25 protein-coding genes and 1 riboswitch are annotated in these 26163 nt (G+C 71.1%); of the genes, 13 read left to right on the top strand and 12 right to left on the bottom strand.

Annotated features, from left to right (window positions below):
- Nucleotides 1-4: 4 nt before the first annotated feature.
- The 5 genes from mshD to pstB all read left to right on the top strand — a co-directional run bounded on the left by mshD (nt 5) and on the right by pstB (nt 5059).
- Entirely contained in the window at nt 5-940 is a 936-nt protein-coding gene (gene mshD, locus QMG73_RS13660; protein WP_281895321.1) for a mycothiol synthase, read from the top strand.
- 214 nt (nt 941-1154) lie between these two features.
- Nucleotides 1155-2228 carry a phosphate ABC transporter substrate-binding protein PstS gene (gene pstS, locus QMG73_RS13655; protein WP_281895319.1) on the top strand — a complete coding sequence of 358 codons (1074 nt, stop codon included), beginning with the start codon at nt 1155-1157 and terminating at the stop codon, nt 2226-2228.
- 76 nt (nt 2229-2304) lie between these two features.
- On the top strand, nt 2305-3273 hold the full coding sequence (gene pstC, locus QMG73_RS13650) for a phosphate ABC transporter permease subunit PstC (protein WP_281895317.1): 969 nt from the start codon (nt 2305-2307) through the stop codon (nt 3271-3273).
- On the top strand, nt 3270-4175 hold the full coding sequence (gene pstA / locus QMG73_RS13645) for a phosphate ABC transporter permease PstA (RefSeq protein WP_281895315.1): 906 nt from the start codon (nt 3270-3272) through the stop codon (nt 4173-4175). The genes pstC and pstA overlap by 4 nt, the downstream gene beginning before the upstream one ends.
- Before the next feature lie 2 nt (nt 4176-4177).
- Nucleotides 4178-5059 carry a phosphate ABC transporter ATP-binding protein PstB gene (pstB, locus tag QMG73_RS13640; protein ID WP_309299469.1) on the top strand — a complete coding sequence of 294 codons (882 nt, stop codon included), beginning with the start codon at nt 4178-4180 and terminating at the stop codon, nt 5057-5059.
- Here pstB and QMG73_RS13635 read toward each other — a convergent pair.
- Entirely contained in the window at nt 5056-5859 is an 804-nt protein-coding gene (locus QMG73_RS13635; protein ID WP_281895313.1) for an NUDIX hydrolase, read from the bottom strand. The two genes, pstB and QMG73_RS13635, sit on opposite strands and share 4 nt — an antisense overlap.
- A 67-nt stretch (nt 5860-5926) precedes the next feature.
- The gene (locus QMG73_RS13630) at nt 5927-6106 is read right to left on the bottom strand and encodes a hypothetical protein (RefSeq protein ID WP_281895310.1); all 180 of its coding nucleotides are present in this window, start codon (nt 6104-6106) and stop codon (nt 5927-5929) included.
- Between the two features lie 30 nt (nt 6107-6136).
- On the opposite strand from QMG73_RS13630, the gene QMG73_RS13625 reads away from it, so the two are divergent.
- Nucleotides 6137-7117 carry a Gfo/Idh/MocA family protein gene (locus QMG73_RS13625; RefSeq protein WP_281895309.1) on the top strand — a complete coding sequence of 327 codons (981 nt, stop codon included), beginning with the start codon at nt 6137-6139 and terminating at the stop codon, nt 7115-7117.
- A 46-nt stretch (nt 7118-7163) separates the two neighbouring features.
- Here QMG73_RS13625 and QMG73_RS13620 read toward each other — a convergent pair whose 3' ends face one another.
- From QMG73_RS13620 to QMG73_RS13610, 3 genes are all read right to left on the bottom strand, one after another.
- Nucleotides 7164-8168 carry an inorganic phosphate transporter gene (locus QMG73_RS13620; protein WP_281895307.1) on the bottom strand — a complete coding sequence of 335 codons (1005 nt, stop codon included), beginning with the start codon at nt 8166-8168 and terminating at the stop codon, nt 7164-7166.
- Between the two features lie 3 nt (nt 8169-8171).
- Nucleotides 8172-8798, bottom strand: a complete 627-nt coding sequence (locus QMG73_RS13615) for a DUF47 domain-containing protein (RefSeq protein ID WP_281895304.1) — start codon at nt 8796-8798, stop codon at nt 8172-8174.
- A 131-nt stretch (nt 8799-8929) separates the two neighbouring features.
- Nucleotides 8930-9820, bottom strand: a complete 891-nt coding sequence (locus tag QMG73_RS13610; RefSeq protein ID WP_281895302.1) for a PPK2 family polyphosphate kinase — start codon at nt 9818-9820, stop codon at nt 8930-8932.
- Nucleotides 9821-9848: 28 nt separating this feature from the next.
- On the opposite strand from QMG73_RS13610, the gene sigJ reads away from it, so the two are divergent.
- Nucleotides 9849-10796 (top strand): RNA polymerase sigma factor SigJ, encoded by a 948-nt coding sequence (gene sigJ, locus QMG73_RS13605; protein ID WP_281895300.1) that lies wholly within the window; start codon nt 9849-9851, stop codon nt 10794-10796.
- Here sigJ and QMG73_RS13600 read toward each other — a convergent pair.
- Entirely contained in the window at nt 10793-11296 is a 504-nt protein-coding gene (locus tag QMG73_RS13600; RefSeq protein WP_281895298.1) for a DUF402 domain-containing protein, read from the bottom strand. The two genes, sigJ and QMG73_RS13600, sit on opposite strands and share 4 nt — an antisense overlap.
- A 245-nt stretch (nt 11297-11541) precedes the next feature.
- Here QMG73_RS13600 and QMG73_RS13595 point away from each other — a divergent pair, with 245 nt between their 5' ends.
- A complete protein-coding gene (locus QMG73_RS13595; protein WP_281895380.1) occupies nt 11542-13455 on the top strand; it encodes an ATP-dependent DNA helicase in 1914 nt (637 codons plus the stop codon).
- A 16-nt stretch (nt 13456-13471) separates the two neighbouring features.
- Here QMG73_RS13595 and QMG73_RS13590 read toward each other — a convergent pair whose 3' ends face one another.
- The gene (locus tag QMG73_RS13590) at nt 13472-14821 is read right to left on the bottom strand and encodes an AI-2E family transporter (protein WP_407676792.1); all 1350 of its coding nucleotides are present in this window, start codon (nt 14819-14821) and stop codon (nt 13472-13474) included.
- 52 nt (nt 14822-14873) lie between these two features.
- On the opposite strand from QMG73_RS13590, the gene QMG73_RS13585 reads away from it, so the two are divergent.
- Nucleotides 14874-15212, top strand: a complete 339-nt coding sequence (locus QMG73_RS13585) for a GroES family chaperonin (RefSeq protein WP_281895295.1) — start codon at nt 14874-14876, stop codon at nt 15210-15212.
- Here QMG73_RS13585 and QMG73_RS13580 read toward each other — a convergent pair.
- Entirely contained in the window at nt 15203-16558 is a 1356-nt protein-coding gene (locus QMG73_RS13580) for a PrsW family intramembrane metalloprotease (protein ID WP_281895292.1), read from the bottom strand. The two genes, QMG73_RS13585 and QMG73_RS13580, sit on opposite strands and share 10 nt — an antisense overlap.
- A 54-nt stretch (nt 16559-16612) precedes the next feature.
- A riboswitch (SAM riboswitch) is annotated at nt 16613-16732 on the top strand.
- 10 nt (nt 16733-16742) lie between these two features.
- On the opposite strand from QMG73_RS13580, the gene QMG73_RS13575 reads away from it, so the two are divergent.
- On the top strand, nt 16743-17957 hold the full coding sequence (locus tag QMG73_RS13575; protein WP_281895289.1) for an aminotransferase class V-fold PLP-dependent enzyme: 1215 nt from the start codon (nt 16743-16745) through the stop codon (nt 17955-17957).
- On the opposite strand, the gene QMG73_RS13570 is transcribed toward QMG73_RS13575, so the two are convergent.
- On the bottom strand, nt 17910-19064 hold the full coding sequence (locus tag QMG73_RS13570; protein ID WP_281895287.1) for an FUSC family protein: 1155 nt from the start codon (nt 19062-19064) through the stop codon (nt 17910-17912). The two genes, QMG73_RS13575 and QMG73_RS13570, sit on opposite strands and share 48 nt — an antisense overlap.
- Before the next feature lie 29 nt (nt 19065-19093).
- Here QMG73_RS13570 and QMG73_RS13565 point away from each other — a divergent pair, with 29 nt between their 5' ends.
- On the top strand, nt 19094-19702 hold the full coding sequence (locus QMG73_RS13565; protein WP_281895285.1) for an HD domain-containing protein: 609 nt from the start codon (nt 19094-19096) through the stop codon (nt 19700-19702).
- Here the strand turns inward: QMG73_RS13565 and QMG73_RS13560 are convergent.
- Nucleotides 19679-19936 (bottom strand): DUF4031 domain-containing protein, encoded by a 258-nt coding sequence (locus QMG73_RS13560; protein WP_281895283.1) that lies wholly within the window; start codon nt 19934-19936, stop codon nt 19679-19681. The genes QMG73_RS13565 and QMG73_RS13560 overlap by 24 nt on opposite strands.
- A gap of 36 nt (nt 19937-19972) precedes the next feature.
- On the opposite strand from QMG73_RS13560, the gene QMG73_RS13555 reads away from it, so the two are divergent.
- Entirely contained in the window at nt 19973-21367 is a 1395-nt protein-coding gene (locus QMG73_RS13555) for an FAD-binding oxidoreductase (protein WP_281895282.1), read from the top strand.
- Between the two features lie 96 nt (nt 21368-21463).
- On the opposite strand, the gene QMG73_RS13550 is transcribed toward QMG73_RS13555, so the two are convergent.
- Entirely contained in the window at nt 21464-21793 is a 330-nt protein-coding gene (locus tag QMG73_RS13550) for a hypothetical protein (RefSeq protein WP_281895281.1), read from the bottom strand.
- 335 nt (nt 21794-22128) lie between these two features.
- Nucleotides 22129-23919 carry a glycerol-3-phosphate dehydrogenase/oxidase gene (locus QMG73_RS13545; protein WP_281895279.1) on the bottom strand — a complete coding sequence of 597 codons (1791 nt, stop codon included), beginning with the start codon at nt 23917-23919 and terminating at the stop codon, nt 22129-22131.
- A gap of 29 nt (nt 23920-23948) precedes the next feature.
- Between QMG73_RS13545 and QMG73_RS13540 the strand changes: the two genes are divergently transcribed.
- Nucleotides 23949-26159 carry a S8 family serine peptidase gene (locus QMG73_RS13540; protein WP_281895277.1) on the top strand — a complete coding sequence of 737 codons (2211 nt, stop codon included), beginning with the start codon at nt 23949-23951 and terminating at the stop codon, nt 26157-26159.
- Nucleotides 26160-26163 lie beyond the last annotated feature (4 nt).

Below are 26163 nucleotides of genomic sequence, written 5' to 3'. Positions count from 1 at the left end.
GAGGGTGACGTCAGTGCAGCCCGCGGTGGTTCGGATCGAGCATCTCTCCCCCACCGACGTCGACGACGTGCTCGGGCTCGCTCAGGCGGCTGGCGATACCGATGGGGCGTACCCGCTCTCGGAGCACGTGGTCCTGCACATTCGCCATGGCGGTGACACGCCAGCGGTACACCTGCTGAACCGGGACCACGACGGCGCGCTCGCCGGTTACGCGCATCTTGACACGACGGACGCCGTCGAGGGTGCGGCGGCCGAGTTGGTCGTGCATCCGCTGCGCCGGCGGCATGGCCTCGGGCGGGCTCTGGTGAAGGCGGCGATGGACGTCACCGACGAGGCCGACCCGCAGGGACGCCTGCGGTTGTGGGCGCACGGTGACCACCCGTCGGCGGGCGCCTTGGCGCTGAGCTTGGGGTTTGCGCGGTCTCGGGTGCTTTTCCAGATGCGACGGTCGCTTTTCGCGGCGCTGCCCGAGCCGCGGGTGCCCGATGGCGTGGAGGTACGCGCGTTCCGGCCCGGCGAAGACGACGACGCCTGGGTGGAGGTCAACGCGCGCGCGTTCGCCGATCACCCCGACCAGGGGCGCTGGACGCTGCGCGACCTGCATGTGCGGATGGCGGAGCCCTGGTTCGACCCCGAGGGTTTCCTGATAGCGACGGATCCGGCGGAGAAGCTGCTCGGGTTCCACTGGACGAAGGTGCACGGGCATCATCACGAGCACCAGCCGATCGGCGAGGTCTACGTCGTTGGTGTGGACCCGAGCGCCCACGGCCTGGGGCTGGGGCGCGCGCTCACCGTGGCCGGCCTGCGCCACCTTCGCGGACGCGGCCTCGACCAGGCGATGCTGTACGTCGATGAGTCGAACGTCCGGGCCGTGGCGCTCTACGAGGGCCTCGGATTCGCCAGATGGTCTACAGACGTCAGTTACCGACGAGGCCATTAAGCGCCTATATCGGATATTTCCGTCACCAGTCTCTCAGTTCACGGAACGGACAACTCGCCCTCAGCCGCGCGCAATCTCGGCGGCGGCATGAGTTCACCCTGCGTTCACCCGCGTCCGGGAAGCCGGCTACCTGCTGCTTTTAGCGTCGGCGACGTCGGGCCGGCAGTGCCGGCCGATCCCTTAAAAGAGAGGCTTACCTGAGGTGAACCGCAACGTGCTTTCGCGGCGCGTCCTCGCCGGCGTCGCGCTCGTCGCGACGATCGCGCTTGCCGGCTGTGGCGGCAACGACGACAACAGCGGCGACACCGGCACCGACGCCGGTTCGGGCTCGAACGAATATGCGAACCTTTCCGGCGAGCTCAAGGGCGGAGGCGCCAGCTTCCCGAACGCCTTCTACACCGAGGCGATCGCCGAGTTCAAGGGTGTGGCCTCGAAGCTGACCGTCACCTACAACTCGGTGGGTTCCGGCCAGGGCAAGAAGGACTTCGGCGCCAACCTCACCGACTTCGCCGGCACCGACAGCACGGTCAAGGACACCGACGGCGTGGCCGCCGGCTCCTACCTGTACGTGCCGACCGTGGCCGCGCCGATCACCGTCTCGTACAACCTCAACGGCGTGGACAAGCTGCAGCTCAGCCCGGACACGCTGGCGAAGATCTTCCAGGCGCAGATCACCACGTGGAACGACGCGGCGATCGCCGCTGACAACCCGGGCGTGACCCTGCCCTCGACGAAGATCACCGTCGCGCACCGCTCGGACGGCTCGGGTACGACGAACAACTTCACCAAGTACCTGAAGGCCGCCGCCCCGAGCACCTGGAAGCTCGACAGCGGCGACACCGTCAACTGGCCGGCCAGCACGCAGGGCGCCGAGAAGAACACGGGTGTGGCTCAGCTGATCAAGTCGTCGGACGGCGGCATCGGCTACGTCGACTTCAGCGACGCCAAGGAGAGCGGCCTCAAGTTCGCGGCCATCAAGAACAAGGACGGCCAGTTCGTCGCCGCCAGCCTCGACGGCGCGACCGCCGCTCTGGAGGGCGCGACGATCAAGGACGACCTCACCTACGACCCGCTGAACGCGGCTGGTGCCACGACCTACCCGATCACCGCGCCGACCTACATCCTGGTCCGGACCAAGTACGACGACGCGGCGAAGAAGGACCTGGTCAAGGGCTTCGTCACGTACATCCTCAACGAGGGTCAGACGCTCGCGCCGGAGGTGGACTACGCGCCGCTGCCGGACGCGCTGAAGACCAAGGCGCTCGCGCAGCTCGACAAGATCCAGTGAACGACCGATAGCTGAGTTCAGGGGCGGGATCGCTGATCCCGCCCCTGGCGGCACCACCAGCCCCGGAGTTGAGAGCGTGACGACTGAAACGCAACCCACCCTGACAAGTCGCGGCGGCGGACCACGAGCCGACCGCGCCTTCATGATTCTGGCGCTCGCCGCCGGCCTGCTGGTGCTCGCCGTACTGGCGCTGATCCTCATCACCACCAGCCGCGAGGCTTGGCCCGCGTTCACGCACATGGGCCTGAACTTCATCACCGAGCGCACCTGGGATCCGCCAGCCGAGGTGTTCGGCGCCCTGGCGTTCATCTACGGCACGGCGCTCGTGTCGCTGATCGCCCTGATCTTCGCCGTGCCGGTCTCGATCGGCATCGCGCTGTTCCTCACCGAGTTGGCACCGCGCCGCCTGCGCGGACCGGCGATCACCGTGATCGACCTGCTCGCCGCCGTGCCGTCGGTGGTCTTCGGCCTGTGGGGCGTACTGGTCGTCGCACCGAAGCTGGTGCCGGTCTACCGGTGGTTCCACGACGTACTCGGCGGCATCCCGGTGATCGGCAGCGTCTTCGCCGAACCGGTCGGCAGCGGTCGCAGCTTCATGACCGCGGGCCTCATCGTCGCCATCATGATCGTCCCGATCATCACGTCGATCTCGCGCGAGGTGTTCAGCACGGTGCCGCGGGCCGACAAGGACGCGGCGCTCGCCCTCGGCGCCACCAAGTGGGAGATGATCAAGGGTGCGGTCTTCCCGCACAGCTTCGGCGGCATCGTCGGCGCGGTCATCCTCGGCCTCGGCCGGGCGATGGGCGAGACCATCGCCATCACGCTGGTCATCGGCGGTTCCACCCAGATCACCCCGAACGTCTTCGCCAGCGGCAACGCGATGCCATCGGTCATCGTCAGCCAGATCGGCGAGTCGACCGGCACGTTCACCGCGGCCCTGATCGGCCTCGGCGTCGTGCTGTTCGCGATGACCGTTCTCATCAACACGCTCGCGCAGGCCATCGTGCGGCGCGCGGAGGCTCGCATGAGGGGAGCCACGTCATGACGACCACCCTGGAAAGGACCAGCCGCGGCGCCCCCGACCTCACCCGCCGCGCGCTCTCCAGCCGGCGCCGGATCACCAACCAGGTCGCGCTGGGGGCGATCGCGCTGGCGCTGGTCATCGCCATCGTCCCGCTCGGCCTGGTCGTGTACTCGGTCATCTCCAAGGGCGGCGGCATCATGAGCGGGGAGTTCCTCACCGGGGACATCTCGCTGTCGGTGCGGCGGGCCGGCGGCGGCATGGGCCCCGCGATCATCGGCACGCTGCTCATCACCGGCGGTGCCGCGCTCATGGCGGTCCCGCTCGGTGTGCTCGGCGCGATCTACCTGAACGAGTACGGCAAGCAGCGCCCGCTCGCCCGCCTGATCCGGATGCTGGCCGACATCATGACCGGCGTCCCGTCGATCATCATGGGACTGTTCATCTACACGATCTGGGTGCTGACGTTCGAGGCGCGCAGCGGCTTCGCGGGCGCGCTCGCGCTCGCCTGCCTCATGCTGCCGGTGGTGATCCGCAGCACCGAGGAGATGCTCAAGCTCGTCCCGGACGAGCTGCGCCAGGCCAGCCTCGCGCTGGGCGCGCGCAAGTGGCGCACCACCGTCACCGTGGTGCTCCCCGCGGCGATCTCGGGTATCACCAGCGGCTCGCTGCTGGCCATCGCCCGCGCCGCCGGCGAGACCGCGCCGATCATCTTCGTCGTCGGCGCCGTCAACGCCACCAACTGGAACCTCTTCAGCGGCGAGAACACCGCGCTGCCAGCGCAGATCTTCAGCAACGCCAGCCAGCCGTTCCAGATCGCGCAGGACCGGGCCTGGGGAGCGGCGCTGACCCTGATCGCGATCGTGTTGATCTTCACGATCATCGCCCGCTTCATCGCCAACCGTTTCGCGATTAAGGAGCGCTGACCATGACCATCCCCCAATACGAGGCAGCCACCGTGACCGATCGCCCCTCCGTCAACATCAACGCTCCCACCAGCGGCTGGGGAGCCCAGGACGCGCCGCACGCCGCCGGTACGCCGGTCATGGCCCTCAAGGACGTCAGCGTCTTCTACGGCACCTACGAGGCGGTCCGGGGCACCTCGATGCCGATCCGGCAGAACCAGATCACCGCCATGATCGGGCCGTCCGGCTGCGGCAAGTCGACCATCCTGCGCTCGCTCAACCGGATGAACGACCTGGTGCCCGGCGCCCGCGTCGCCGGCAGCGTGACCTACCACGGCCAGGACCTGTACGCGAAGGACGTCGACCCGATCCAGGTACGCCGGCGCATCGGCATGGTCTTCCAGAAGCCCAACCCGTTCCCGAAGTCCATCTTCGACAACGTCGCCTACGGGCTGCGCATCAACGGGCTGAAGGACAACCTGTCGGACCGCGTCGAGGAGGCGCTGGTCGGTGCCGCGCTGTGGGACGAGGTGAAGGACAAGCTCAAGATGAGCGGCCTGGCCCTCTCCGGCGGCCAGCAGCAGCGGCTGTGCATCGCCCGCACGATCGCGGTGCGCCCCGACGTGATCCTCATGGACGAACCGTGCTCGGCGCTCGACCCCATCGCCACCGGCAAGATCGAAGACCTGATGCACGAGCTGGCGAAGACGTACACGATCGTCATCGTCACGCACAACATGCAGCAGGCCGCGCGGGTCAGCCACTACACGTCGTTCTTCACCGCCGAGGTCGACGACAAGCAGGTGCGGCACGGGCGGCTGGTCGAGTTCAACGAGACGGGCCGGATCTTCACCAACCCCTCCGACAAGCGCACCGAGGACTACATCACCGGCCGCTTCGGCTAGACCTTCAGACGCACGGTGCCGTCCGGGGCGACCTCCGCGCGCGGCTTCACCGCCGCCGCCGCATCCCGGTCGGCCGCCGCGCGCAACACGTCAGCCACCATCCTGTACGCGGACAGCTGCCCCAGCATCACGATGGTGGGCGGGAGCATGGCCAACTCGCCCGCCTCATACCGTGCCACGGCCTCGGCCGGTCGCATCCACGTCGTGTAGTCGGCCTCGCCCGAGACGTCCTGCGCACGCTGGTCGTCTGGCAGGGCCGCCACGAAGAAGTACGTGTCGAAGCGGCGCGCCTCGAACTCGGGCGTGACCCAGCGCGCCCAGGCGCCCAGCAGATCCGACCGCAGCACCAGCCCGCGCCTCGACAGCAGCTCGGCGAGGCCCAACTCGCGGCCGACCAGTGCCCGCCGATCGTCGTCGCTCGCGCCACCAGGCCCCGCCAGCAGTACCCCGGTCTCCTCGAAGACCTCACGCACCGCCGCGCAGACCACCGCCTGCGCCTCCTCACGCGACCGCCCGAGCCGCCGCGCCCACTCGTCCGGCGCCGGCCCCGACCAGGCCAGGTCTGCGGTGGCGTCGGCGGGATCCACGCTCCCGCCCGGAAAGGCGTACATCCCGGAGGCGAACGCCATCGAGGCGGCGCGCCTCAACAGGTACACCTCGAAGCCGGAGTCAGCGGGCCGCAGCAGCACCACCGTGGCCGCGACCCGCGGCACCGGCACCGGCCCGCCCCCGCCAGCGGCGTACTCCCGCGCCCGCGCCACGAGCGCGTCCGGCAACCGCCACCCGTCCTCGTCCGTCATCCCCGCCCGTCAATCTCGTCCGCCCACCGCAGCAGGCGCTCCTGCAGGGCTGCCACCTCGGCACTCGTCAGCCGGTAAGGCTCGAACGCGCTCTCCGGCAGCCGCCGCACCGCGCGCAGCGCTTGGACCGCGTATCCGCCGGCCAGAGCAGCTCGACGACCCCGCTCGTCGGTCCGGTCAGCTCCTCCAGCGTCTCGGGCACCGTGTACGGGCGGCCGTCTTCGTAGCGAATCCGCGGCTGCGCCATAGTCACAGTATGCCCGTACGATCGGGCTTCATGAGTGAGCGTGTGCGATGGGGAATCCTGGCCACCGGCGGCATCGCCGCCACGTTCGTCGAGGACCTGAAGCTCCTGCCCGACGCCGAGATCGTGGCGGTGGGCTCACGCTCCAAAGAGGCGGCCGAGACCTTCGCGGGCCGGTACGACATCCCCCGCGCGTACGGCTCGTGGACGGATCTGGCGGCCGACGACGACATCGACGTGGTGTACGTGGCGACCCCGCACTCGGCGCACTACGCGGCCACCCGGATCTGCCTGGAGGCGGGGCGGGCGGTGCTGTGCGAAAAGCCGATGACGCTCGACCTGGAGACCAGCGCCGAGCTGATCGCCATGGCCCGCGACCGGGGGATCTTCCTCATGGAGGCCATGTGGATGCGCTGCAACCCCGTGGTCCGGCGGCTGGCCGAGGTGATCGCCGAGGGCGCGATCGGCGAGGTCGTGTCGGTGCACGCCGACTTCTCGGTCGCGGGACCGTTCGAGGCGACGCACCGGCTGCGGGCGCGTGAGCTGGGCGGTGGCGCGCTGCTCGACCTGGGTGTTTACCCGATCCACCTCGCTCACCTGCTGCTCGGTGTGCCGGACCATGTGCGTGCCTGGGCCAAGCTGTCCCCCGAGGGCGTCGACGAGAACACCGCCATGATCTTCGGGTACGACTCCGGGGCGCTCGCGGCGCTGACCTGCGGCATCGTGCGCGGTACCCCCATCACCGCACTGATCACGGGCAGTGCGGGACGGATCGAGCTGCCGCCCGCGTTCTTCGCGGCGCGCGAGTTCGTCCTGCACCGCGACGGCGCCGAGCCGGAGGTGTTCAAGGGCCCGGCCGAGGGCCGTGGCTACCAGCACGAGGCCGCCGAGGTGCAGCGCTGCCTGCGCGAGGGTCTGCTGGAGAGCCCACTGGTCCCGCACGCGACGACCCTGGAGGTCATGCGCCTGCTCGACCAGGTCCGTGACGAGGTGGGCGTCTCCTACCGCGACTGACGGTCGCCTGGCCGCCCGCGCCAACGAGCGCGCGGGCGGGGCGGCGTCAGGTGAAGAGCGGTCGGACCACCACGTAGACCAGGCTGGCGATCAGGCCCGCCGCCGGGAACGTCAGGATCCAGGCGCCGACGATGTTGCCAGCGACGCCCCAGCGCACGGCGGACAGCCGCTTGGTGGCACCAACACCCATGATCGCCGAGGTGATCGTGTGGGTGGTGGAGATCGGCGCGTGCAGCACGAGTGCGTTGAAGTACAGCACCGCGCTGGCGACCGTCTCGGCGGCGAATCCCTCCGGCGGCCGCAGGTCGATGATCTTGCGACCGAGCGTACGGATGATCCGCCAGCCACCGGCGTACGTGCCGAGCGCCAGCACCGTCGCCGACGTCCAGAACGCCCACTCAGGGATCGTCTTGGCGTCGTCCTGGTACCCGCCGACGTAGAGCGCGAGCACGATGATGCCGATGGTCTTCGCGGCGTCCTGCATGCCGTGCCCGACCGACATGGCCGCGGCCGATGCCGTCTGCGCCCACCGGAAGCCCCTGTTCAGCTTGCCGGGCTGGCCCCGGCGGAACAGCCACATCACGGCGAGCATCACCAGGTATCCGAGCGCGAAGCCCACCAGCGGCGACAGGATCATCGGCAGGATGACGCTCTCCAGGATGCCGCTCCACAGCACCGTGCCGGAGGCGGCGAGCGTCGCGCCCACCATGCCGCCGATCAGGGCGTGCGACGACGACGAGGGCAGGCCGAAGTACCAGGTGACCAGGTTCCAGACGATGGCGCCGAACACGCCCGCGAAGACGACGCCGAGACTGGCGACGCCGGTGGGCAGTTCGACCAGGCCGCTGCCGACGGTCTTGGCCACGCCCGCGCCGAAGTGGGCGCCGATGAAGTTTCCGATGGCCGCCATGACGAGCGCGACCCGCGGCGTCAGCGCGCGCGTCGACACGCTCGTCGCGATCGCGTTCGCGGCGTCGTGGAAACCGTTGGTGTAGTCGAACGCCATCGCGATCACGATCACGGCGATGACGGCGGCAAGCTCCGGGCTCAAGGGCTAGGACTCCTTGACCGCGATTGTTTCGATCGTGTTGGCCACGTGCTCGAAGGCGTCGCAGGCGGCCTCCAGCTCGTCGGCGACCTCCTTCATCTTCAGCACGGTCAACGCGTCGTACTCACCGGAGAAGAGCCGGACCAGCAGCATCCGGTACGCCCGGTCGCCGTCGTTCTCCAGCCTGTTGCACTCGATCCAGTAGTCCTCGAGGTTCTTCATCGAGCGCAGCCGCGGCATCGCGTCGGCGGTCAGCTTGGCCTGTGCGTCCAGCACCGCGATCAGCTCGTGCATCTCGCGGGGCAGCGAGGGCAGCTTGGTCAACCCGTAGAGGTAGAGCAGGTTACCCACCGCTTCCAGGTGGTCCATGATGTCGTCCAGGCCCGACCCGAGGCGGTAGATGTCCTCCCGGTCGAACGGCGTGATGAACGTCGAGTTGATCTTCTTGTAAAGGTCGTGGGTGATCTGGTCACTGTCGTGCTCGACCTCGGTCAGCCGCTCGCTGACCGACTGCACGTCCACTCCCGGTAGCGCCAGCTCGTTGAGCAACTCCGTACCGCGCACCAGATTCTGCGCGGCTTTGGTGAAGAGCTCGTAGAAAGCACCCTCGACGGGGCGGAAGGAAAACTTCACGGCGCCAACCTCATGCCAGTGGTGGACGGTACGGGTTCATGAACTCGGGGGAATGCTAGGTAACCCCTTCCCGGGTGCGGAAGGCGGCTACCCCCTACCACCTGCTGATTCACCCGCCGTTTACCTGTAGTTCACCTCGGGACACGATCGGCTTCCAGGCGCCGACGCTCCGCAGCGATATCGAAATCGGCCTTCGGGTACGAAAGGTCCATGCCGGCCAGCGCATCCCGCACGATGTTGGCGACCGCCCAGTCGCGGTACCACTTGCGGTCGGCCGGCACCACGTGCCACGGCGCGTAGTCCGTCGTGCACCTGCTCAGCGCGTCGTTGTAGGCGGCCTGGTAGTCGGTCCAGCGGGCTCGGGCGTCCACATCCCCCGGGTTGTACTTCCAGTACTTGGTCGGATCGGTCAGGCGCTCCAGCAGGCGCTCGCGCTGCTCCTGGTACGAGATGTGCAGCATCACCTTGACGATGGTGTAGCCGCCGTTGACCAGTTCGCGCTCGAAACCGTTGATCTGCCAGTACCGCGACTGCCAGGTGCGCTCGGGCACCAGCGAATCGACGCGGGCCACCAGCACGTCTTCGTAGTGTGACCGATTGAACACCCCGACCTGCCCGGCCTCCGGCAACGCCCGCCGGATGCGCCACAGGAAGTCGTGTGCGCGCTCCTCTTCGGTCGGCGGCCCGAACCCGACGATGTGCAGGCCGAGCGGGTTCATCGCGCCGGCGACCTTCTTGATGGTGCCGTCCTTGCCGCCGCAGTCCATCGCCTGGAGCACCAGCAGGAGGCGCCGCGGGTCGCCGGTCGCCTTGGCGTTCGCGTACAGCTTCTCCTGGTAGCGGGCGAGGTCGGCGCCGATGCTCGCGAGCCGCTCGCGGGCCCACGCCTTGGGGTCCTTCTTCTTGGGCAGTCCCGGCGTCGATCTCGGGTCGATTTCCGTCAGGTCGACGGTTGGCCCGACGCGCAGCAGATCACTTAGTGACCCGCGCGAGCGGAGGCGAGCGCCAGTTAGCTCAGTCATGCCTCGATCATCGCGCACACTGGTAGCCGTGGGGGATCTGGCGGCGGAGTTCGAAGCGGAACGCGATCACTTGATCGCGGTGGCCTACCGGATGCTGGGCAGCCGCACCGAAGCGGAAGACGCGGTACAGGAGGCGTGGCTGCGGTACTCGGACGCCCTCGCCGACCCGGCCGCCCGCGCCGAGGTGCGCGATCTGCGTGGCTGGCTCACCACGACGGTCGCCCGGATCTGCCTGGACGTGCTGCGCTCCGCGCGGGTGCGACGCGAGGCGTACCCGGGCCAGTGGCTGCCGGAGCCGCTCGTGGAGCGGGCGCCCTCCAGCCAGCCCGACCCCTCCGACGTGGCGACCCGCCACGACGAGGTCAGCATGGCGCTCCTCGTGGTGCTGGAGCGGCTGACGCCCGAGCAGCGCGTCGCGTTCGTGCTGCATGACGTCTTCGCCGTGCCGTTCGAGGTGATCGCGGACGTGCTCGGCATCAGCGTGGCCTCCGCCCGCCAGCACGCGTCGCGCGCCCGCAAAGCGGTCGCCGAGGGCGGCCCGCGGCACACCGCCGACCTGGCCGAGCAGCGGCGGGTACTGGCGGCGTTCACCGCGGCCGTGGAGTCCGGCGAGATCGACAAGCTGCTCGCGGTGCTGGCCCCGGACGTCGTGATGGTCGGCGACAGCGGAGGGGTCTTTCCGACGGCCGGCCGCCCGCTGCACGGGCCCGTCGAGGTGGGCCGGCTCGTGCTGGGCCTGGTCCGCACGCTCGGCCGCGACACGCGGTCGATGCGCACGGCCATGGTGCTGATCAACGGCGCGCTCGGCTTCCAGATGGAAGGCGCGTACAAGGATGGCCGGCCGATGCGGACGGTCATGTCCATCGCGATCGCCGACGGCCGCGTGACTGCCGTCTACAACCAGCTCAACCCGGCGAAGGTGGCGGCGGCGCCGCCGCTGCCGGCCGAGGCCGGTCCCTGGCCGCCGCTCGCTTAGACCACGAGCGCTAGCCACTTCCGGTACGTCGTCGCGAACGGTTCGGTGCCGTCGCCCAGCGCCTGGTACAGCCAGTCGGCGGCCGCCCTGCCCTCGGCGACCAGGTCGTCCGGGTACCCGAACCGCTGCCGATGCTCCTCGAACTCGTCTTCGTCGCGCAGCTCGACCGCACCGGTCGCGCGGCGGCGCACCACATCGAGGTCGAGGTCGACGATGTGCACCGTGTCGCCGCTCCACTCAGCCGGGGTGGTGATGTCGCAGTACACCTCGCTGGTGCGCGGCGGCGGGTTGAACATCCCCGTCCACCAGGCGTCGTGCGGCACCAGCAGGACGAACGGGATCTGCTCCACCGACGGCCGGCCATGGTAGACGGACCGCGTGCCGGCGGTCACGCCCAGCCAGGTCCCCATGTCGTCCTCGGCGAGCCGGCGCGCGGGGTAGTCACGGTGCGCTGTGCCGTCGTACTTGCGGTAGACGACCCGGACCACGTCGCTCGGCATGCACCGCACCCTAACCGAACCAATCACTGGGCCGTTCGGCTGGCCAATCGTCATCCGAAGCGAACCACCCTGTGGATAACCGGGAGTCCGTCGGTGCGGCCCGGTACGGTCGCAGCGTGACTGAGCTAGCCGCCGCTCCCACCACTCCTCGACCGCGATCGGCGGGCCGCCTCACGGCCGACGAGTTGCTCGCCGCGGCGGTGGGCGCGGTGCCGGGCGGGGCGGCGCGCCCCGGTCAGCAGCTCATGACCGGTGCGATCGAGCAGTCGATCGAGAGCGGCCAGCACCTTCTCGTGCAGGCGGGCACCGGCACCGGCAAGTCCTTGGCCTACCTCGCACCCGCCCTGCTGGTCGACGGGCCGGTGGTGGTGTCCACCGCGACGCTGGCGCTCCAGTCGCAGCTCGTCGACCACGACCTGCCGCGGCTGGCCGATGCCGTCGAGCCGGTGCTGCGACGCCGGCCGACCTTCGCCGTGCTCAAGGGGCGCCACCACTACCTATGCATGGCCCGGCTCGATCACTCCAATGAGGACGAGCCAGACGACGCTCTCTTCGACGCACCGTCGAGTGGTGGTGGCACCAAGTGGCTCGGCGAGGCGGGCCGGTTGGGCAAGCAGATCCAGCGGCTGCGCGAGTGGGCGATGAAGACCGACACCGGCGACCGCGACGAGCTGGACCCAGGAGTCGACGATCAAGCCTGGCGGCTGGTCTCCATGCCGGCTCGCGAGTGCGTCGGCGCCACCCGCTGCCCGTACGGCGCCGAGTGCTTCGCCGAGGCGTCCCGGGCCCGCGCCCGCGAGGCCGACATCGTGGTGACAAACCACAGCCTGCTGGCCGTCGACATGCTCGCCGGCCGCCACATCGTCCCGCCGCACAAGCTGCTCATCGTCGACGAGGCGCACGAGCTGGCCGACCGCGTGTCGTCCGCGTCCCAGGCGGAGCTGACCCCCGACCTCATCGAGCGGGCGGCCCGGCGGGCGCGCGCGTTCGTGCAGCCGCAGGCGTACGAGTCGCTGGTGGAGTCGGGCGACGCCCTGGCCGTGGGGCTGGCCGAGACGCCCGCCGGCCGCATCACGGCTGGGCTGCCCCCGGCCCTGCGCGAGGCGTGCACCCTGCTCGACGCGGCCGCCCGCGCCGGGCTCGACGGCATCGGCGACATCAAGGCCGACGACTCCGACCCGGTACGCAAGCAGCAGGCCAAGTCCGTGCTCGACGAGCTGTCCAAGACGACACAGCGCCTGCTCGAAGAGGCCGACCACGACGTCGCCTGGGTCGAAAAGCCGGAGGGGTTCGGGGCTGGCCGGCGCGCGGTCGTGGTGGCGCCGCTGTCCGTCGCGGGCACGCTCGCCACGCACCTGTACGACGAGCGCACGGTCGTGGCCACGTCGGCGACGCTGGCGCTGGGCGGCCGGTTCGACACCGTGGCTCGGGCGCTGGGCCTGGCATCGGCGCCCGCGCCCGCTCAGGGCTCGGTCGTCGACGACGACTCGGATTGGACGTCGCTCGACGTGGGGTCGCCGTTCGACTACCCGCGCCAGGGCATCCTGTACGTGGCCGCGCACCTGCCCCGGCCGGCGGCCTCCGGGCTGCCCGAGGCCGCCGGCAACGAGCTGCTGACGCTCATCGAGGCGCTCGGCGGGCGTGCCCTGGGCCTGTTCTCCTCCCGGCGCGCCGCGCAGCAGGCCGCCGAGTTGGTGCGGGACCGCACCGACCTGACCGTCCTACTTCAGGGCGAAGAGGCGCTCCCGCTGCTCGTACGGCGATTCCGTGAAGACCGGTCGAGCTGCCTCTTCGGGGTCATGTCGCTGTGGCAGGGCGTCGACGTGCCCGGCGACGCGTGCCAGCTCGTGGTCATCGATCGGCTGCCGTTCCCCCGGCCCGACGAGCCCCTGGCGGCGGCGAGGGCCGCCGCGGTCGACGCGGCCGGCGGGTCCGGGTTCGCGTCGGTGAGCGTGCCGATCGCCGCGATACGGCTGGCGCAGGGCGTCGGCCGTCTGATCCGGTCGATGGACGACAAGGGCGTGGTGGCGGTGCTCGACTCGCGCCTGGAGACGGCGCGCAGCTACGGCTCGTTCCTCCGCAAGTCGCTGCCCCCGTTCTGGTACACGACGAGGCACGAGGTGGCAGTCGGCGCCCTGAAACGCCTCGCTGGCTCTTAAGGGCGAGCCGGGCAGGCTAGGGCGGGCTGGAGGCCACCACGACGGCTTCCGGGGGTGCTTCGGGGCGGCGGCGGGTCAGGCGGCGGATGCCCGTGTTGAGCACCGCAACCAGCGGCACTGCCACGAGCGCGCCCACGATCCCCGCCAACACCACACCACCGGCGATCGCCACGATGACGGCAAGCGGATGGATCGCCACGGCCCGGCCCATGATCAGCGGCTGGAGCACGTGCCCCTCGATCTGCTGGACCGCGATCACCGCGCCCAGCAGGATCAGCGCGGTGACCCAGTCGCTGTCGACGAGGGCGATCAGCACCGCCACGGCGCCGGAGAGGGTGGCGCCGACGATCGGGATGAAGGCGCCGAGGAAGACCAGCGCGGCCAGCGGGAGCGGGAAGGGTACGCCCAGGATCCAGACGGCCACCCCGATGCCGACCGCGTCGATGAACGCCACGAGCACGGTCGCCCGCACGTACGCCACCAGGCTCAGCCAGGCCGCCCGGCCGGCGTCGTCGACCTGCCAGCGCGCCTGCACCGGCAGGAGCCGGACGATGAAGCGCCAGATCCGGCCGCCGTCACGCAGGAAGAAGAACGTGGCGAAGAGCACCAGGAACATCCCGGTGAGCACCTCGAAGACGGTGGTGGCCGTGGCCACGCCCGCGTCGGTGAGGGAGGCGGTGTTTTCCTTGAGCCAGTTTTCCCCGGTGTCGATGTAGGTGTCGAGCTGGCTGTCGGACAGGTGCAGCGGCCCGGTCTGTAGCCAGTCCTGGATCTGCCGGACGCCCTGGGTGGCGCTGTCGGTGAGCTGCGGCAGCCCGTCGATGAACTCGGTGATGACCAGCGTCAGCGTGAGGGCGACCGCGGCCAGGCCGCCGATGAGAACGACGGCGGTGGCCAGCGACTTCGGAAACCGGGCACGCAGCAGGGACTGCACGGCCGGCGCCAGGAGTGCGGACAGCAGCATCGCGATCACCAGCGGCACGATCACGATGTGCAGTACAGCGATCACCTTGAGGAGTGCCCACCCGAGTACGCCGATCACGATCAGTCGCCACGACCACGCGGCGGCGATGCGGAGCCCATGCGGGACGTCGGCGTCGTCGCGGCTGGCGGTCGTCGGATGCAACTCGGCGGGCGGCGCGGCGTCTGGCGGCGGCTCGTCACGGTAACCGCCGTTGCCGTTGGCGGCCTCGGCACGGCGCGCGCGCACGGACTCCTTACCGGCTTCGTACGCCCGGCGCAGATTAGCCCGCACCCGCTCTACCCGGCTCAAAGGGCTCCTCCTCGGTGGAGAAATCGGCTTCCTAACGTTAGCCCGAGGTAACCGACCGACCCCGCCCATTAGACCCTGAGTCTTCCCCCACATCACGAGGGATACACCCGCAGCGGCCAGGTACTTGACACGGTAGCGTTCGGGCGTGACCGCCGATCCCGACCTTGAGCACGGGCTGCCGATCCGGCTCCTGCACGACCGCGTACTCGTCCGGCTGGAGGGCAACGAGGGAGAGCGCCGATCAAGCGTCGGCATCGTCATCCCCGCCACCGCCTCGATGGGACGCCGCCTCTCCTGGGCGACCGCGGTGGGCGTGGGTCCACACGTCCGGTCCATCGTGGCCGGTGACCGCGTGCTGTTCGACCCGGACGACCGCTCCGAGGTCGAGCTGCACGGCCGGGAGTACGTGCTGCTGCGCGAGCGCGACGTGCACGCCGTGGCGGCCCAACGCGTCGAGCCCGACGCGACCGGCCTCTACCTATAGGTGGGGTAGTACTGCTGCGGTGGGGGTGGCGGGGCCATCACCACCGGAATCGGCACGACCGGTTCGTCGGGCGCGTCGACCGTGCGCGTGACGCCGTCGGGAAACATCACGTGGTACTGGCTGCCGTCCCAAACGGCGCGCGGTGCCTGCGGGTCGCGGCCCACGAAGACACTGCGGTATCCGGCGATCTCGTCAAGCAGCCGCTGCTCCTCGGCCACCGCGGGAGCAGAGTCCTTGAGCGTGCGGTTGAGGCCGCGCCGCGTCTCGTCGCGCAGCAGCGCCAGCCGGGTCGCGGCGAACTGGTACCCGCGCATGGCCCGCAGTCCCGGCTCACCCGCCACCCGCCGGGCCCACCGCCGCGCGGAGTGCCGCCGCCCGAGGCTGCCCAGCGCGGCGACCTCGGGTGGTGACAGCCAGCCGGCCTTCACGTAGTCGGGCAGCGTGCGCTCGGTCAACCGGCCCTCCCAGCCGCGCAACCACACCGCGAAGCCCACCATGGCGAAGAAGATCGGCACCATCACGCCGATGTACCCGTACAGCATGATCAGGTTCTCCCCCGTCACCTGTACCAGCGTCGGCACCAGGTTCCACGCGCCGTGCAGCATCATCGCGAGCAGCAGGCCGCCGATCGGGGCCAGCAGGCGGATCCGGCGGTCGCCGGAGCGGGCGGCTATGCCGAGCCCCACGCCGGTCATCGAGGTGAAGAGCGGGTGGGCGAAGCCGAAGATCAGGATGCGGCCGATGAAGAGCGCGAACACCATCTGCGCCCCGGTCGCCGGCCCGTACTGGTCAGCGCCCGTCGCGTAGCCGTGCCCGCCTAGGTACAGGATGTTCTCCACCATCGCGAACCCGACGGCCGACAGCCCGCAGTACACGATGCCGTCCGTGATGCCCGACCACTCCCGGCGCCGCCTGAGCAGCAACAGGAACGGGCCGAGCGCCTTTGTCGTCTCCTCGATGAACGGCGCGACCAGCACCGCCACCAGCGCCTCCGGTATGCCCGCGCGGTCGAAGAGCCACGACATCGTCGTATTCACTGTCAGTGACGCCAGGGTCGCTACGAACGCACCCCAGGTGAAGCAGAAGACCAGGTACTTGATGGGCTCCGGCTCGTAGCGGTCGAGCCACAGGAAACACGCGACCAGCGCCGGCACGGGCAGGATGGCCGCCACCAACCCGACGATCAGGCCGGTTATCCCGATGTTGAAACCGAGGAACAGCAGCATGGCGATCGCGCAGAGCGCGATGAAGGCGATGACCGCCCCGATCTGTAGCCCGCGCTTCAACCCGCGCCGCGCGGGCGTGGTCGGCAGCGGCGGCGGGAGGGGCGGAGCTGCGACGGCCATGCGGCCAGCCTAGCCAGGTGCCGCGCGCGAGGGCGGCCCGCTATGCTGGCTCAAGGTCACGAGCGCCAGCGTCAAGCCCCGGCTTGCTGGCCGGCAACCCTCGTCGAGTTCGCGGTGGGGTGCCCCGGGTGATGACCGGGTCCGGCCGGACGGTCCGCCGGACAAGCGTGGACTCGGAGGCATCGTGACCGCCGTTCTTGGCATTCCCAGCGTTCTTGGTATTACCGGCCAGATCAACCTCGACTACGCCGCCACCGCACCGTGTGCCCAGGCCGCCGCGGACGCTGTCGCGGAGCTCCTGCCCTGGTACGGCAGCGTGCATCGGGGCGCGGGCGCGCTGTCGCGCAGGTGCACGCTCGCCTATGAGCGGGCGCGGGAGGCGGTCGGCGACTTCGTCGGCGCCCGCCCCGACGATCACGTGATCTTCACTCGGAACACCACGGACGCGCTCAACCTGCTGGCGCGGGCGCTGCCTGCTGGTACCCCCGTGGTGACGTTCGGCGGCGAGCACCACGCCAACCTGCTGCCCTGGCCGGTGGGTTCGGTGCGGCTGCCGGTACCCGACTCGCCCGGCGCGGCGATCCGCGGGGTCGACGCGGCGCTGCGCGAGCTGGACCGGCCCGCGCTCGTCGCGGTGACCGGCGCGAGCAACGTCACCGGCGAGCGCCTGCCGATCGCCGCCCTCGCCGCCGTCGCGCGGCGGCACGGCGCCCGGATCGCGGTGGACGCGGCGCAACTGGCCCCGCACGCGGCGATCGACATCGCCGCGCTGGGCGTCGACTATGTGGCGCTGTCTGGGCACAAGCTGTACGCGCCGTTCGGCGCCGGCGTGCTGGCCGGCCGCGGCGATTGGCTTGACGCGGCACCGCCGTACCTGGCCGGCGGCGGCGCCACGACGCACGTCGGCGCCGCGACCCACGACGTGCGGTGGGCGACCGGTCCGGCACGGCACGAGGCGGGTACGCCCAACCTCCTGGGCGCCGTAGCGCTGGCCGCCGTGTGCACCTCGCTCGACGTCGAGGCGTTGCACGAGCGGGAACAGGCCCTGCTGCGGCGGCTGCGATCGGGTCTTGCGGAAATCCCGGGCGTTGCCGAGCTACGCATGTTCGCCCCGGACGCGGACCGCGTCGGCATAGTGTCCTTTGTGGTCGCTGGACGGGATTCCGCCGAGGTGTCCGCCGAACTGGCGCGCGACCACAACATCGGCGTACGCGACGGGCTGTTCTGCGCGCATCCGCTGGCCCGGCGGCTCATCACGGAAGCCGCCGCGCGTGCCGGCAGGCGTGACTTCCCACCGACGGCGCTGCGCGCAAGCATCGGCCTGGGCACCACACCGTCCGATGTAGACGCGCTACTCGTCGCCCTCGACAGCCGCCGAGCGCTGGGGCTCGCCGCCTGAGCGGCCAACCGCACGCCGCACGAGCCGGCGCGCCTCGTCCGGCTCCAGACCCGAGGCGCGCACGAGGTCGATCGCCGTCGACCGCACCTGCGCCACGATCACGCTGCCGGAGAAGCCGACGCCGGCGGCGTACGCGAGTCCCGCCTCGTTCGCGGCCCGCAGCGCCCGCTCGCGGCAGGCGACCGGCTCCTGCGCCTCAGCCAGTTCCTTCTCCAGCCATTCGACCGACTCGCCGAGCGACCGCACGGCGTCCACCAGGTGCGGGGGCGCGACTTCGCCATCGTCGATGAGCGCGATCGCCCGCCGCACCAGCACCCGTCCGTTGCGCAGCGCCCGCGCGGCGTGCTCCGCCCCATCGACGTACTGGTTCAGCGCTCCCCTGGTGCGCCACCTCACGGGCGCGAGCGACGCCGTCTCGCTGGCCGCGTCGATGGCCTCCTGAAGGCGCCGCACGTCACCCTCCGAGGCGCGCAACCGCGCCAGCACCGCCTCCGCTCGCTCGCCGTCGCGCGCCGCCAGCGCGTCAGCGGTTTCGATCAGCCCATGAGCGAGTACGCCCAGCGCCGGTCGCGCCGCGCGGCCGACGACCGTGAGCGGGTTGAGCGGCAGGAGCAGCGCCATCACGCCCAGCCCGACCAGACCACCGATCATGGCGTCGACGAACCGCCCGTAGGAGATGCCGTTCGACGGTGGGGTGAGGGTCGCCACGAGTACCGCCGACGAGGCGGCCTGGGTGATCAACGCCGACCCGCTGCCCACGAAGATCGCGGTGACGATGGCGAGCGCCACCACCAGCCCGATCTGTGCCGGTCCGGTGCCGATCAGGTAGATCAGCACGTCGCGGACCGCGATGCCGATCGCCACACCGAAGACGAGTTCGAACGCGCGCCGCAGCCGCTGGCCCACGGACACCGCCAGCGTGATGACCGCGGCGATCGGCGCGAAGAACGGCGCCCGGTGGCCCACGACATCGTGCGCGACGAGCCACGCCAACCCGGCGGCCACGCCGGTCTGGAGCGCGAGCAGCAGGTTCATGCGTACCCGGTGCAGGCGGTCACGCAGCCGGGCGCGTGTGCGCCTGACCAGCGTCTCCGGGACTGCCACCATGCGGGCACCCTACCCGGCATGATCGTGTGATGGACCTGATCGACCGGTGGCGGACCGCGCTGCGGGACGCGGCGTGCACTTCGGATGCCGTGGACGGTGCCGGCGAGGCCCTGCTCGACCGGTGGCGCGAGCCCCACCGCCGGTACCACACCCTGGCGCACCTGGCCACGATGCTGTCCATTGTGGAGTCCGCCGCCGCGCCCGTGCGACTAGCGGTCTGGTACCACGACGCGGTGTACGACCCACACGCGCTCGGCGACGCAAACGAACGGGCGAGTGCCGCACTCGCTTCGGCCGAGCTGGCCGCCCTCGGGCTGCCGGCGCCACTCGTGGCGGAGGTGCACCGGCTGGTCCTGCTGACGGCCACGCACGCCGCCGAGCCGGGCGACGGCAACGGTGCCCTGCTCTGCGACGCCGACCTGGCGATCCTGGCCTCTCCCCCGGCGGACTACGACGCCTACGCGGCGGCGGTCCGCGAGGAGTACGCCCACGTCCCCGAGGACGCGTTCCGTGCGGGCCGGGCGGCCGTGCTCTCACACCTGCTGGCGCTTCCCACGCTCTACCGGCTGCACCCGGAGTGGGAGGAGCCCGCCCGCGCCAACCTCGCGCGCGAGCTAGCGGTGCTTCGGCCGTCGTAGCCCGGCGCCGTGCAGCAGACGGACGATCTCCCGGCTCGGCACCACCCGAGCGCCCAGCCACACCGCCGCCGCGAACCGCTCCGACGGTATGTCGTAGTGGTCCCGGTCGAAGCCCCTGCGAGGCGCGCCCAGCATCTCCGCGAACGCGTGCAGCTCGTCGTACGACACGTCACTGATCAGGTGTGACCACAGCCGCCCTCGGGCTGGCCAGGCGGGTGGGTCGACGTACACCATGGTCGTTACCGTAACGCGAAGGCTAGCCTGCGAGACATGGCCGACCTCATCGACGATCTGCGGGCAAGCCTGCCCGACGGAGCCGTCCTGACCGATCCCGATCTGCTGCGGGGGCACCAGCGCGACGAGGCCGACCTGTGCGAGTACGGCATGCCGGCCGTGGTCGTCCGGCCGCGGACCACCGGCGAGGTGGCCGCCGTGATCAAGATCGCGGCCGCCCGGGGCACCCCGGTCGTCCCGCAGGGCGCCCGCACCGGGCTGGCCGGGGCCGCCAACGCGGTCGACGGCGCGATCGTGCTCTCGACGGCGGCGATGGACCGGATCGTCGAGGTCGACCCGGTCAACCGGATCGCCGTCGTGCAGCCCGGCGTGGTCAACGCGGCGCTGGCTGCCGAGGTGGGCCGCCACGGGCTGCGATACCCGCCCGACCCGGGCTCGTGGGAGTCGTCGACGATCGGCGGCAACGTGGCCACCAACGCAGGCGGCATGTGCTGCGTCAAGTACGGCGTCACCGCGGAGTACGTGCTGGGGCTGGAGGTCGTACTGGCCTCGGGCGAGGTCCTGCGCACCGGCCGGCGTACCGCCAAGGGCGTGGCCGGGTACGACCTGACCCGGCTGTTCGTCGGCTCCGAGGGCACGCTGGGCGTGATCACCGAGATCACGCTGAGCCTGCGACCCGCCGCCGAAGAGTCGCTGACCCTGGTCGCGGTGTTTCCGTCGACGGCCGCCGCGGGTGCCGCGGTCGCCGCGATCTCCGCCCGCGGGCTCACGCCCAGCCTGCTCGAACTGCTCGACCAGACCCACCTCATAGCCCTGGAGGCGTACCGGCCGATGGGGCTGCGCACCGACGCGAAGGCCCTCCTGCTCGCCGCCTCCGACACCGGCCCCCGGGCCGCGGCGGACCTCGAACGGATCGCCGCGCTGTGCGAGGAGGCGGGAGCCGACGAGGTGTACGCCGCCACCGACGCCGAGGAGGCGGCCGCCCTGCTCCAGGCTCGCCGGAACGCGCACGGGGCGATGGAGAAGTACGCCGCGGAAGCCTTTCCGCACGGCAACGGCGGTCTGATCATCGACGACGTCGCGGTGCCGCGCTCAGCGTTGGCCGCCCTGCTCGACGGCACTGAGAAGATCGCCGCCGAGCACGGGGTCGCCATCGGCGTCGTCGGTCACGCCGGCGACGGCAACATGCACCCCAACATCGTCGTCGACCGCGCCGACCCGGCCAGCGTGGCCCAGTGCCGGCGCGCCTTCGACGACATCATGGCGCTCGGCCTGTCGCTCGGCGGCACCTGTACCGGCGAACACGGCGTTGGCCTGCTCAAACGCGCCTGGCTGGCCGAGGAGATCGGCCCGGTCGGCCTGGCGGTCCACACCGCGATCAAGCAGGCGCTCGACCCAGCGGGCCTCCTCAACCCCGGCAAGGTGCTTTAGAGAGCTTCGAGCTACCGCGACGCCCGTCGTGCGCCAGACCGCCGCTCCCGCAGCGGTCTTGCGCGCGACGAGCGTCGCGGTAGCTCAAGCGATCGTCTAGAGCGGTGTCGCGTCCGCCAGGAGCGTGACGATCTTCGTCGCGGTCGGCGGAGACGAGTCGCCGCAATCGGTCCAGATCACCCGCGTCGAGCCAGTCACCAGCGTGTACATGAAGGCGTCCGCGCAGCGGGGATCCAGACTGCCGCCCTCCTGCCGCAGCGCGGGCTCCGCGAGCAGCTTCTGGAGCTGAGCACGCTGCGCCGGCGTGAGCTTGCCCGTCGCGGGCCCGGAGCCGCCCCCATCACCCTGGTACTTCCACGCACCGTTCGGCTCCACGGCGACAGCCTGCGTGACGCCCGCGAACCCTCCGCTGCGTTCAACCGTCACGCCAGCGGCACTGCCGGCCTGCGCGGATGGCGACACGGGCTGGGTCGGTGAAGGCGGAGGCGCCGCCGTGGTCGGGTCAGACGCGGGCGACGTCGCAGCCGAAGGCGACGGCGACGCCGCCACCGGCGGAGCGCCATCCGAGCCGCCGCAGCCCGCGAGCGCGACCAACCCCGCAACCGTCACCAAAGCAACCCACCGCACGCCCATCCGACGCACCGTACGCGCCGCTCGTTCCCCGCGCCGCCCCCAATCACCCAAGATCAGGGCGTCCCTGAAGTCGCCCTAACGACTTGAGGGACGCCCTGATCACGAAAAGCGGCTCGCGGAGGAAGAGGTCACGACGGGAGGGCGCCGCGGTCTGCCGCGAAGCCGCGTACATCAGGCGCGCCCAAACGAGCCGCGTCCGCCGTCGCGTCGTCAGGCATCGTCTGGGACTGCCGCTCAGCCTCCACCCGAGCCAGGTAGTGCTCGACCTCGCGAGCCCGCACCGTCGCGTCCCACCCGAGCACCCGCCCCATGATCTCGGCGGTGTGCTCGGCCGACTCCGTGCCCCGGTGCGCGGTCTCGAACGAGATCCGGGTGCGCCGCGTCAGCACATCGTCGACGTGCAGGGCGCCTTCGGCCCGCGCCGCGTACGCCACCTCGGCGGCAAGGTATTCAGGAGCCCCGGCGAGCGGGCTGGCCAGCAGCGGCTCCGCCTGGATCATCGCGAGCAGGTCGAGCGACAGCGTCCCGTACCGCTCCAGCAGATGTTCGAGCACCCCGGCCTGAATGCCGTGACGCCGCGCCAGGTCGAGCCGGTCGCGCCAGGTCGCCTCGAACCCGTCGGCGCCCAGCAGCGGCAGCTGGTCGGTGCGGGACGACCGGGTCACCCCGAGCCGCCGGGCGGCCCTGTCGACGACATCGGCGGCCATCACCCGATACGTCGTGTACTTGCCGCCCGCCACCAGCATCAAGCCCAGCATCGGCTCGACGACGGCGTGCTCCCGGGACAGCTTCGACGTCGAGTCGGCCTCGCCGGACAGCAGTGGCCGCAGCCCCGCGTACACGCCCTCGATGTCAGCGGTCGTCAGTGGCCGGTCGAGCACGGTGTTGACGTTGTCGAGCAGGTACTCGATGTCGCTCGCCGACGCGGCTGGATGCGCTCTGTCAAGCCGCCAGTCGGTGTCGGTCGTGCCGATGATCCAGTGACCGCCCCACGGCAGTACGAAAAGGACCGAGCGCGACGTGCGCAGGATCAGCCCGGCGTCACCGGTGATCGCCGAACGCGGCACCACCACGTGCACGCCCTTCGACGCGCGCACCCGCAGCCCGGGCCGCACGCCGACGTCGCCCAGCATGCTCGACATGTCGTCGCTCCACACGCCGGTGGCGGCGATGACGGTACGCGCGCGTACCTCGAACTCGTGGCCGGACTCCATGTCGCGTACCCGGACACCCGTCACCTCACGCGCCTGCCGGACCATGCCGACGGCGCGCGTGCTGGTCACGACGGCCGCGCCAAGGCTGGCCGCGGTGCGCGCCAGGGTGACGACCAGGCGGGCGTCGTCGACCTGCCCGTCGTAGTACCGGATCGCGCCGGTGACGACATCGGGCCGCAGGCTCGGGAAGAGTCGCCGGGCGCCGTCGCGCGTGAGGTGCTTGTGCAGCGGCATGCCGCGCCCGCCACCGAAGACTCCCGCGAACGCGTCGTACGCGGCTACGCCCAGCCCGTAGTAGGCGCGCCGCCACGCCCGTGCGGGCAGCTCGCGCACCGATTGGTCGCCGGGCAGCGGCACGAGGATCGGCACCGGCCGCACGAGGTGCGGCGCCAGGCGCGTGGCGAGCAGGCCACGCTCGGTGAGCGCCTCGTGCACCAATCCGAACTCGAGCTGCTCCAGATACCGCAGCCCACCGTGGATCAGCTTGCTGGAGCGGCTGGACGTGCCCGCGGCCAGGTCGCGCGCCTCGACGAGGGCCACCTTGAGCCCGCGGGACGCCGCGTCGACCGCCGCACCGGCGCCGGTCACACCACCGCCGATGACGAGCACGTCGAAGCGCTCAGACTGGAGCCGGCGCAGGTCAGCGGCCCGGCGCGCGGGCGAGAGCTGGCCAGCGACGTTTCGAGATACGGCTGGATCACGCACCCCACCACGGTATCCGTAGTCTGTCGGGCATGAGGAGCAGTCCCGGCTCGGTGGTCGCGGCCGTGCTGGTAGGACTGTGGGCGGTGGGCGTGACGGTCGTCACGCAGGCGGTGGGCTGGCTGATCGACCAGGTGCTGGTCGTCTCCGGGCTCGCCACACCGGCCTGGATGTGGCCGTTCATCGGCGTGCTCAACGCGTTGCTCGTCGGCGTACCGGCGGCTCTGCTCGCCACGATCCCGCAGGGCACGGCTGTGCGCTCGGCGGGCCGTGCCTGGCTGCTCGGTGCGGCGGCGCTCGGCGGCCTCGGGCTGCTCCGCGCGATACCCATGGCGCAAAACGAGATGTACCTCGCCGCGCTGACGCTGCTCGCGCTGGTCGGTGCGGTCGCGTTGCGCCGGCCGCGCCCGGAGGTCTCGCTGCCGGCCGTGGCCGGCGGGCTCGCGATGCTGCTGCCCTGGTTCTGGACCGGCGCCCTCGGCGGCGCGCTGGAGACGACCGTCGCGGTGGCCGCGGCGGCCGCCGTGGGCTGGTTCGCCGCCAACGCCGTCGACGGCGCCTACCAGAGCGTCTTTGTCAGCGGCCTGGTCGTGGGCGTCGCGCTGCTGCTCGTCGCCGCGGGCCACGGCCAGAGCGGCGCGCAGCTCGCCGCGATGCTCGTGCTGCCGCCGCTCGGCTTCGCGGCCGCCGCGTTGCGGCAGGCGTGGGCGCTCGTCGCGCTCGCGGCCGTCGGGCCGCTCGGCTTCGTCGACCCGGAAGAGATCAGCCTGCTACTCAGCACGGGCCGGGACCAGCCAGTCTGGAGCCTCATCGCCGCGGCCTGCTCGCTCGCCATCGCGGTCCTGCTGGCCATCTTGTACGCGTCGACGCGCGGCCTGCGGCTCCGGCGATCCATCGCGGCGGTGGCGACCGTCGTGGTGGCCCTGGCCGGCGGCGCGGTATACATCGGACTCGGCCAGCCTGGCCTGTACGGCGAGCGACTCTTCGTCGTCATGAAGTCGCGGGCCGACCTGAGCGGCATCACGGGCACCCGCGACGCCCGCGTCACCGAGGTGCACCGCCGGCTCGTGGCGCACGCCGAGCAGACCCAGGCCGACCTGCGCTCCGACCTGAAGCGCTGGCACCTCGACTACACCCCGTACTACCTGGTCAACGCCGTCGAGGTCGACGGCGGCCCGGCTGTGCGGCGTTGGCTGTCCCGCCGTGGCGACGTCGACCGGGTACTGCTCAGCCAGCAGTTGCGCCCGCTGCCAGCCGAGCAGGGCGTGCACCACGGCGACGACGCCGCACCGACCACGCCACCGTGGAACATCACGATGCTCGGCGCCGATCGGGTCTGGTCGCAGCTCGGCGTGACCGGCTCCGGCGTCGTGGTCGGCACGTCCGACTCGGGTGTAGACGGTCAGCACCCCGCGCTGTCGGGCGGGTACCGGGGCGGAGACGACTCCTGGTTCGACCCATGGAACGGGAGCCGTACGCCAAACGACCGGGCCGGCCACGGCACCCACACGCTCGGGTCAGCCGTCGGCCGTACCGTCGGAGTGGCCCCCGGCGCACAGTGGGTGGCCTGCGCCAACCTCGACCGCAACCTTGGCAACCCGGCCCGGTACCTGGACTGCCTGCAGTTCATGCTGGCGCCGTTCCCGTTGGGGGGAGACCCGTTCGCCGACGGGCGGCCGGAGCGGGCCCCGCACGTGTTGACGAACTCGTGGGGCTGCCCGCCGATCGAGGGCTGCGACACCGGAGCGCTGAGCGCCGCCACCGCTGCCTTCGAGGCGGCCGGCGTCTTCTTCGTGGCCGCCGCGGGAAACACCGGCCCGTACTGCGAATCGATCGACGACCCACCCGCCCCGTACGCGGACGTGCTCACCGTCGGCGCGGTCGACGAAGATCGGGCGGTGACCGACTTCTCCAGCCGCGGTCCCGCCTCCACGGGCGCGTCCAAACCCGACGTGGTCGCCCCGGGCAACGACGTACTTTCGGCGATGCCCGGCGGCGGGTACGCCCGGCAGAGCGGCACCTCCATGGCGACCCCGCACGTGGCTGGCGTCGTGGCGCTGATGTGGTCGGCGAACCCGGCGCTGGTCGGCGACCTCACGCGCACCCGCCAGATCCTGCGCGACACCGCGACCGACGCCAGCCTCGGCGACGGCACCGACGACTGCGGCAATCCCGCCAACCTGACCGGCGCGGGCCTCGTCGACGCGTACGCCGCCGTGCGCGCTGCTCAGGCCGCCCGCTAGGGTC

The sequence above is a fragment of the Phytohabitans aurantiacus genome (assembly GCF_027923225.1).
GTDB lineage: Bacteria > Actinomycetota > Actinomycetes > Mycobacteriales > Micromonosporaceae > Phytohabitans > Phytohabitans aurantiacus.
Note: the sequence above shows the minus strand (reverse complement) of the source record. Positions and strands in the feature narration are given on the sequence as shown.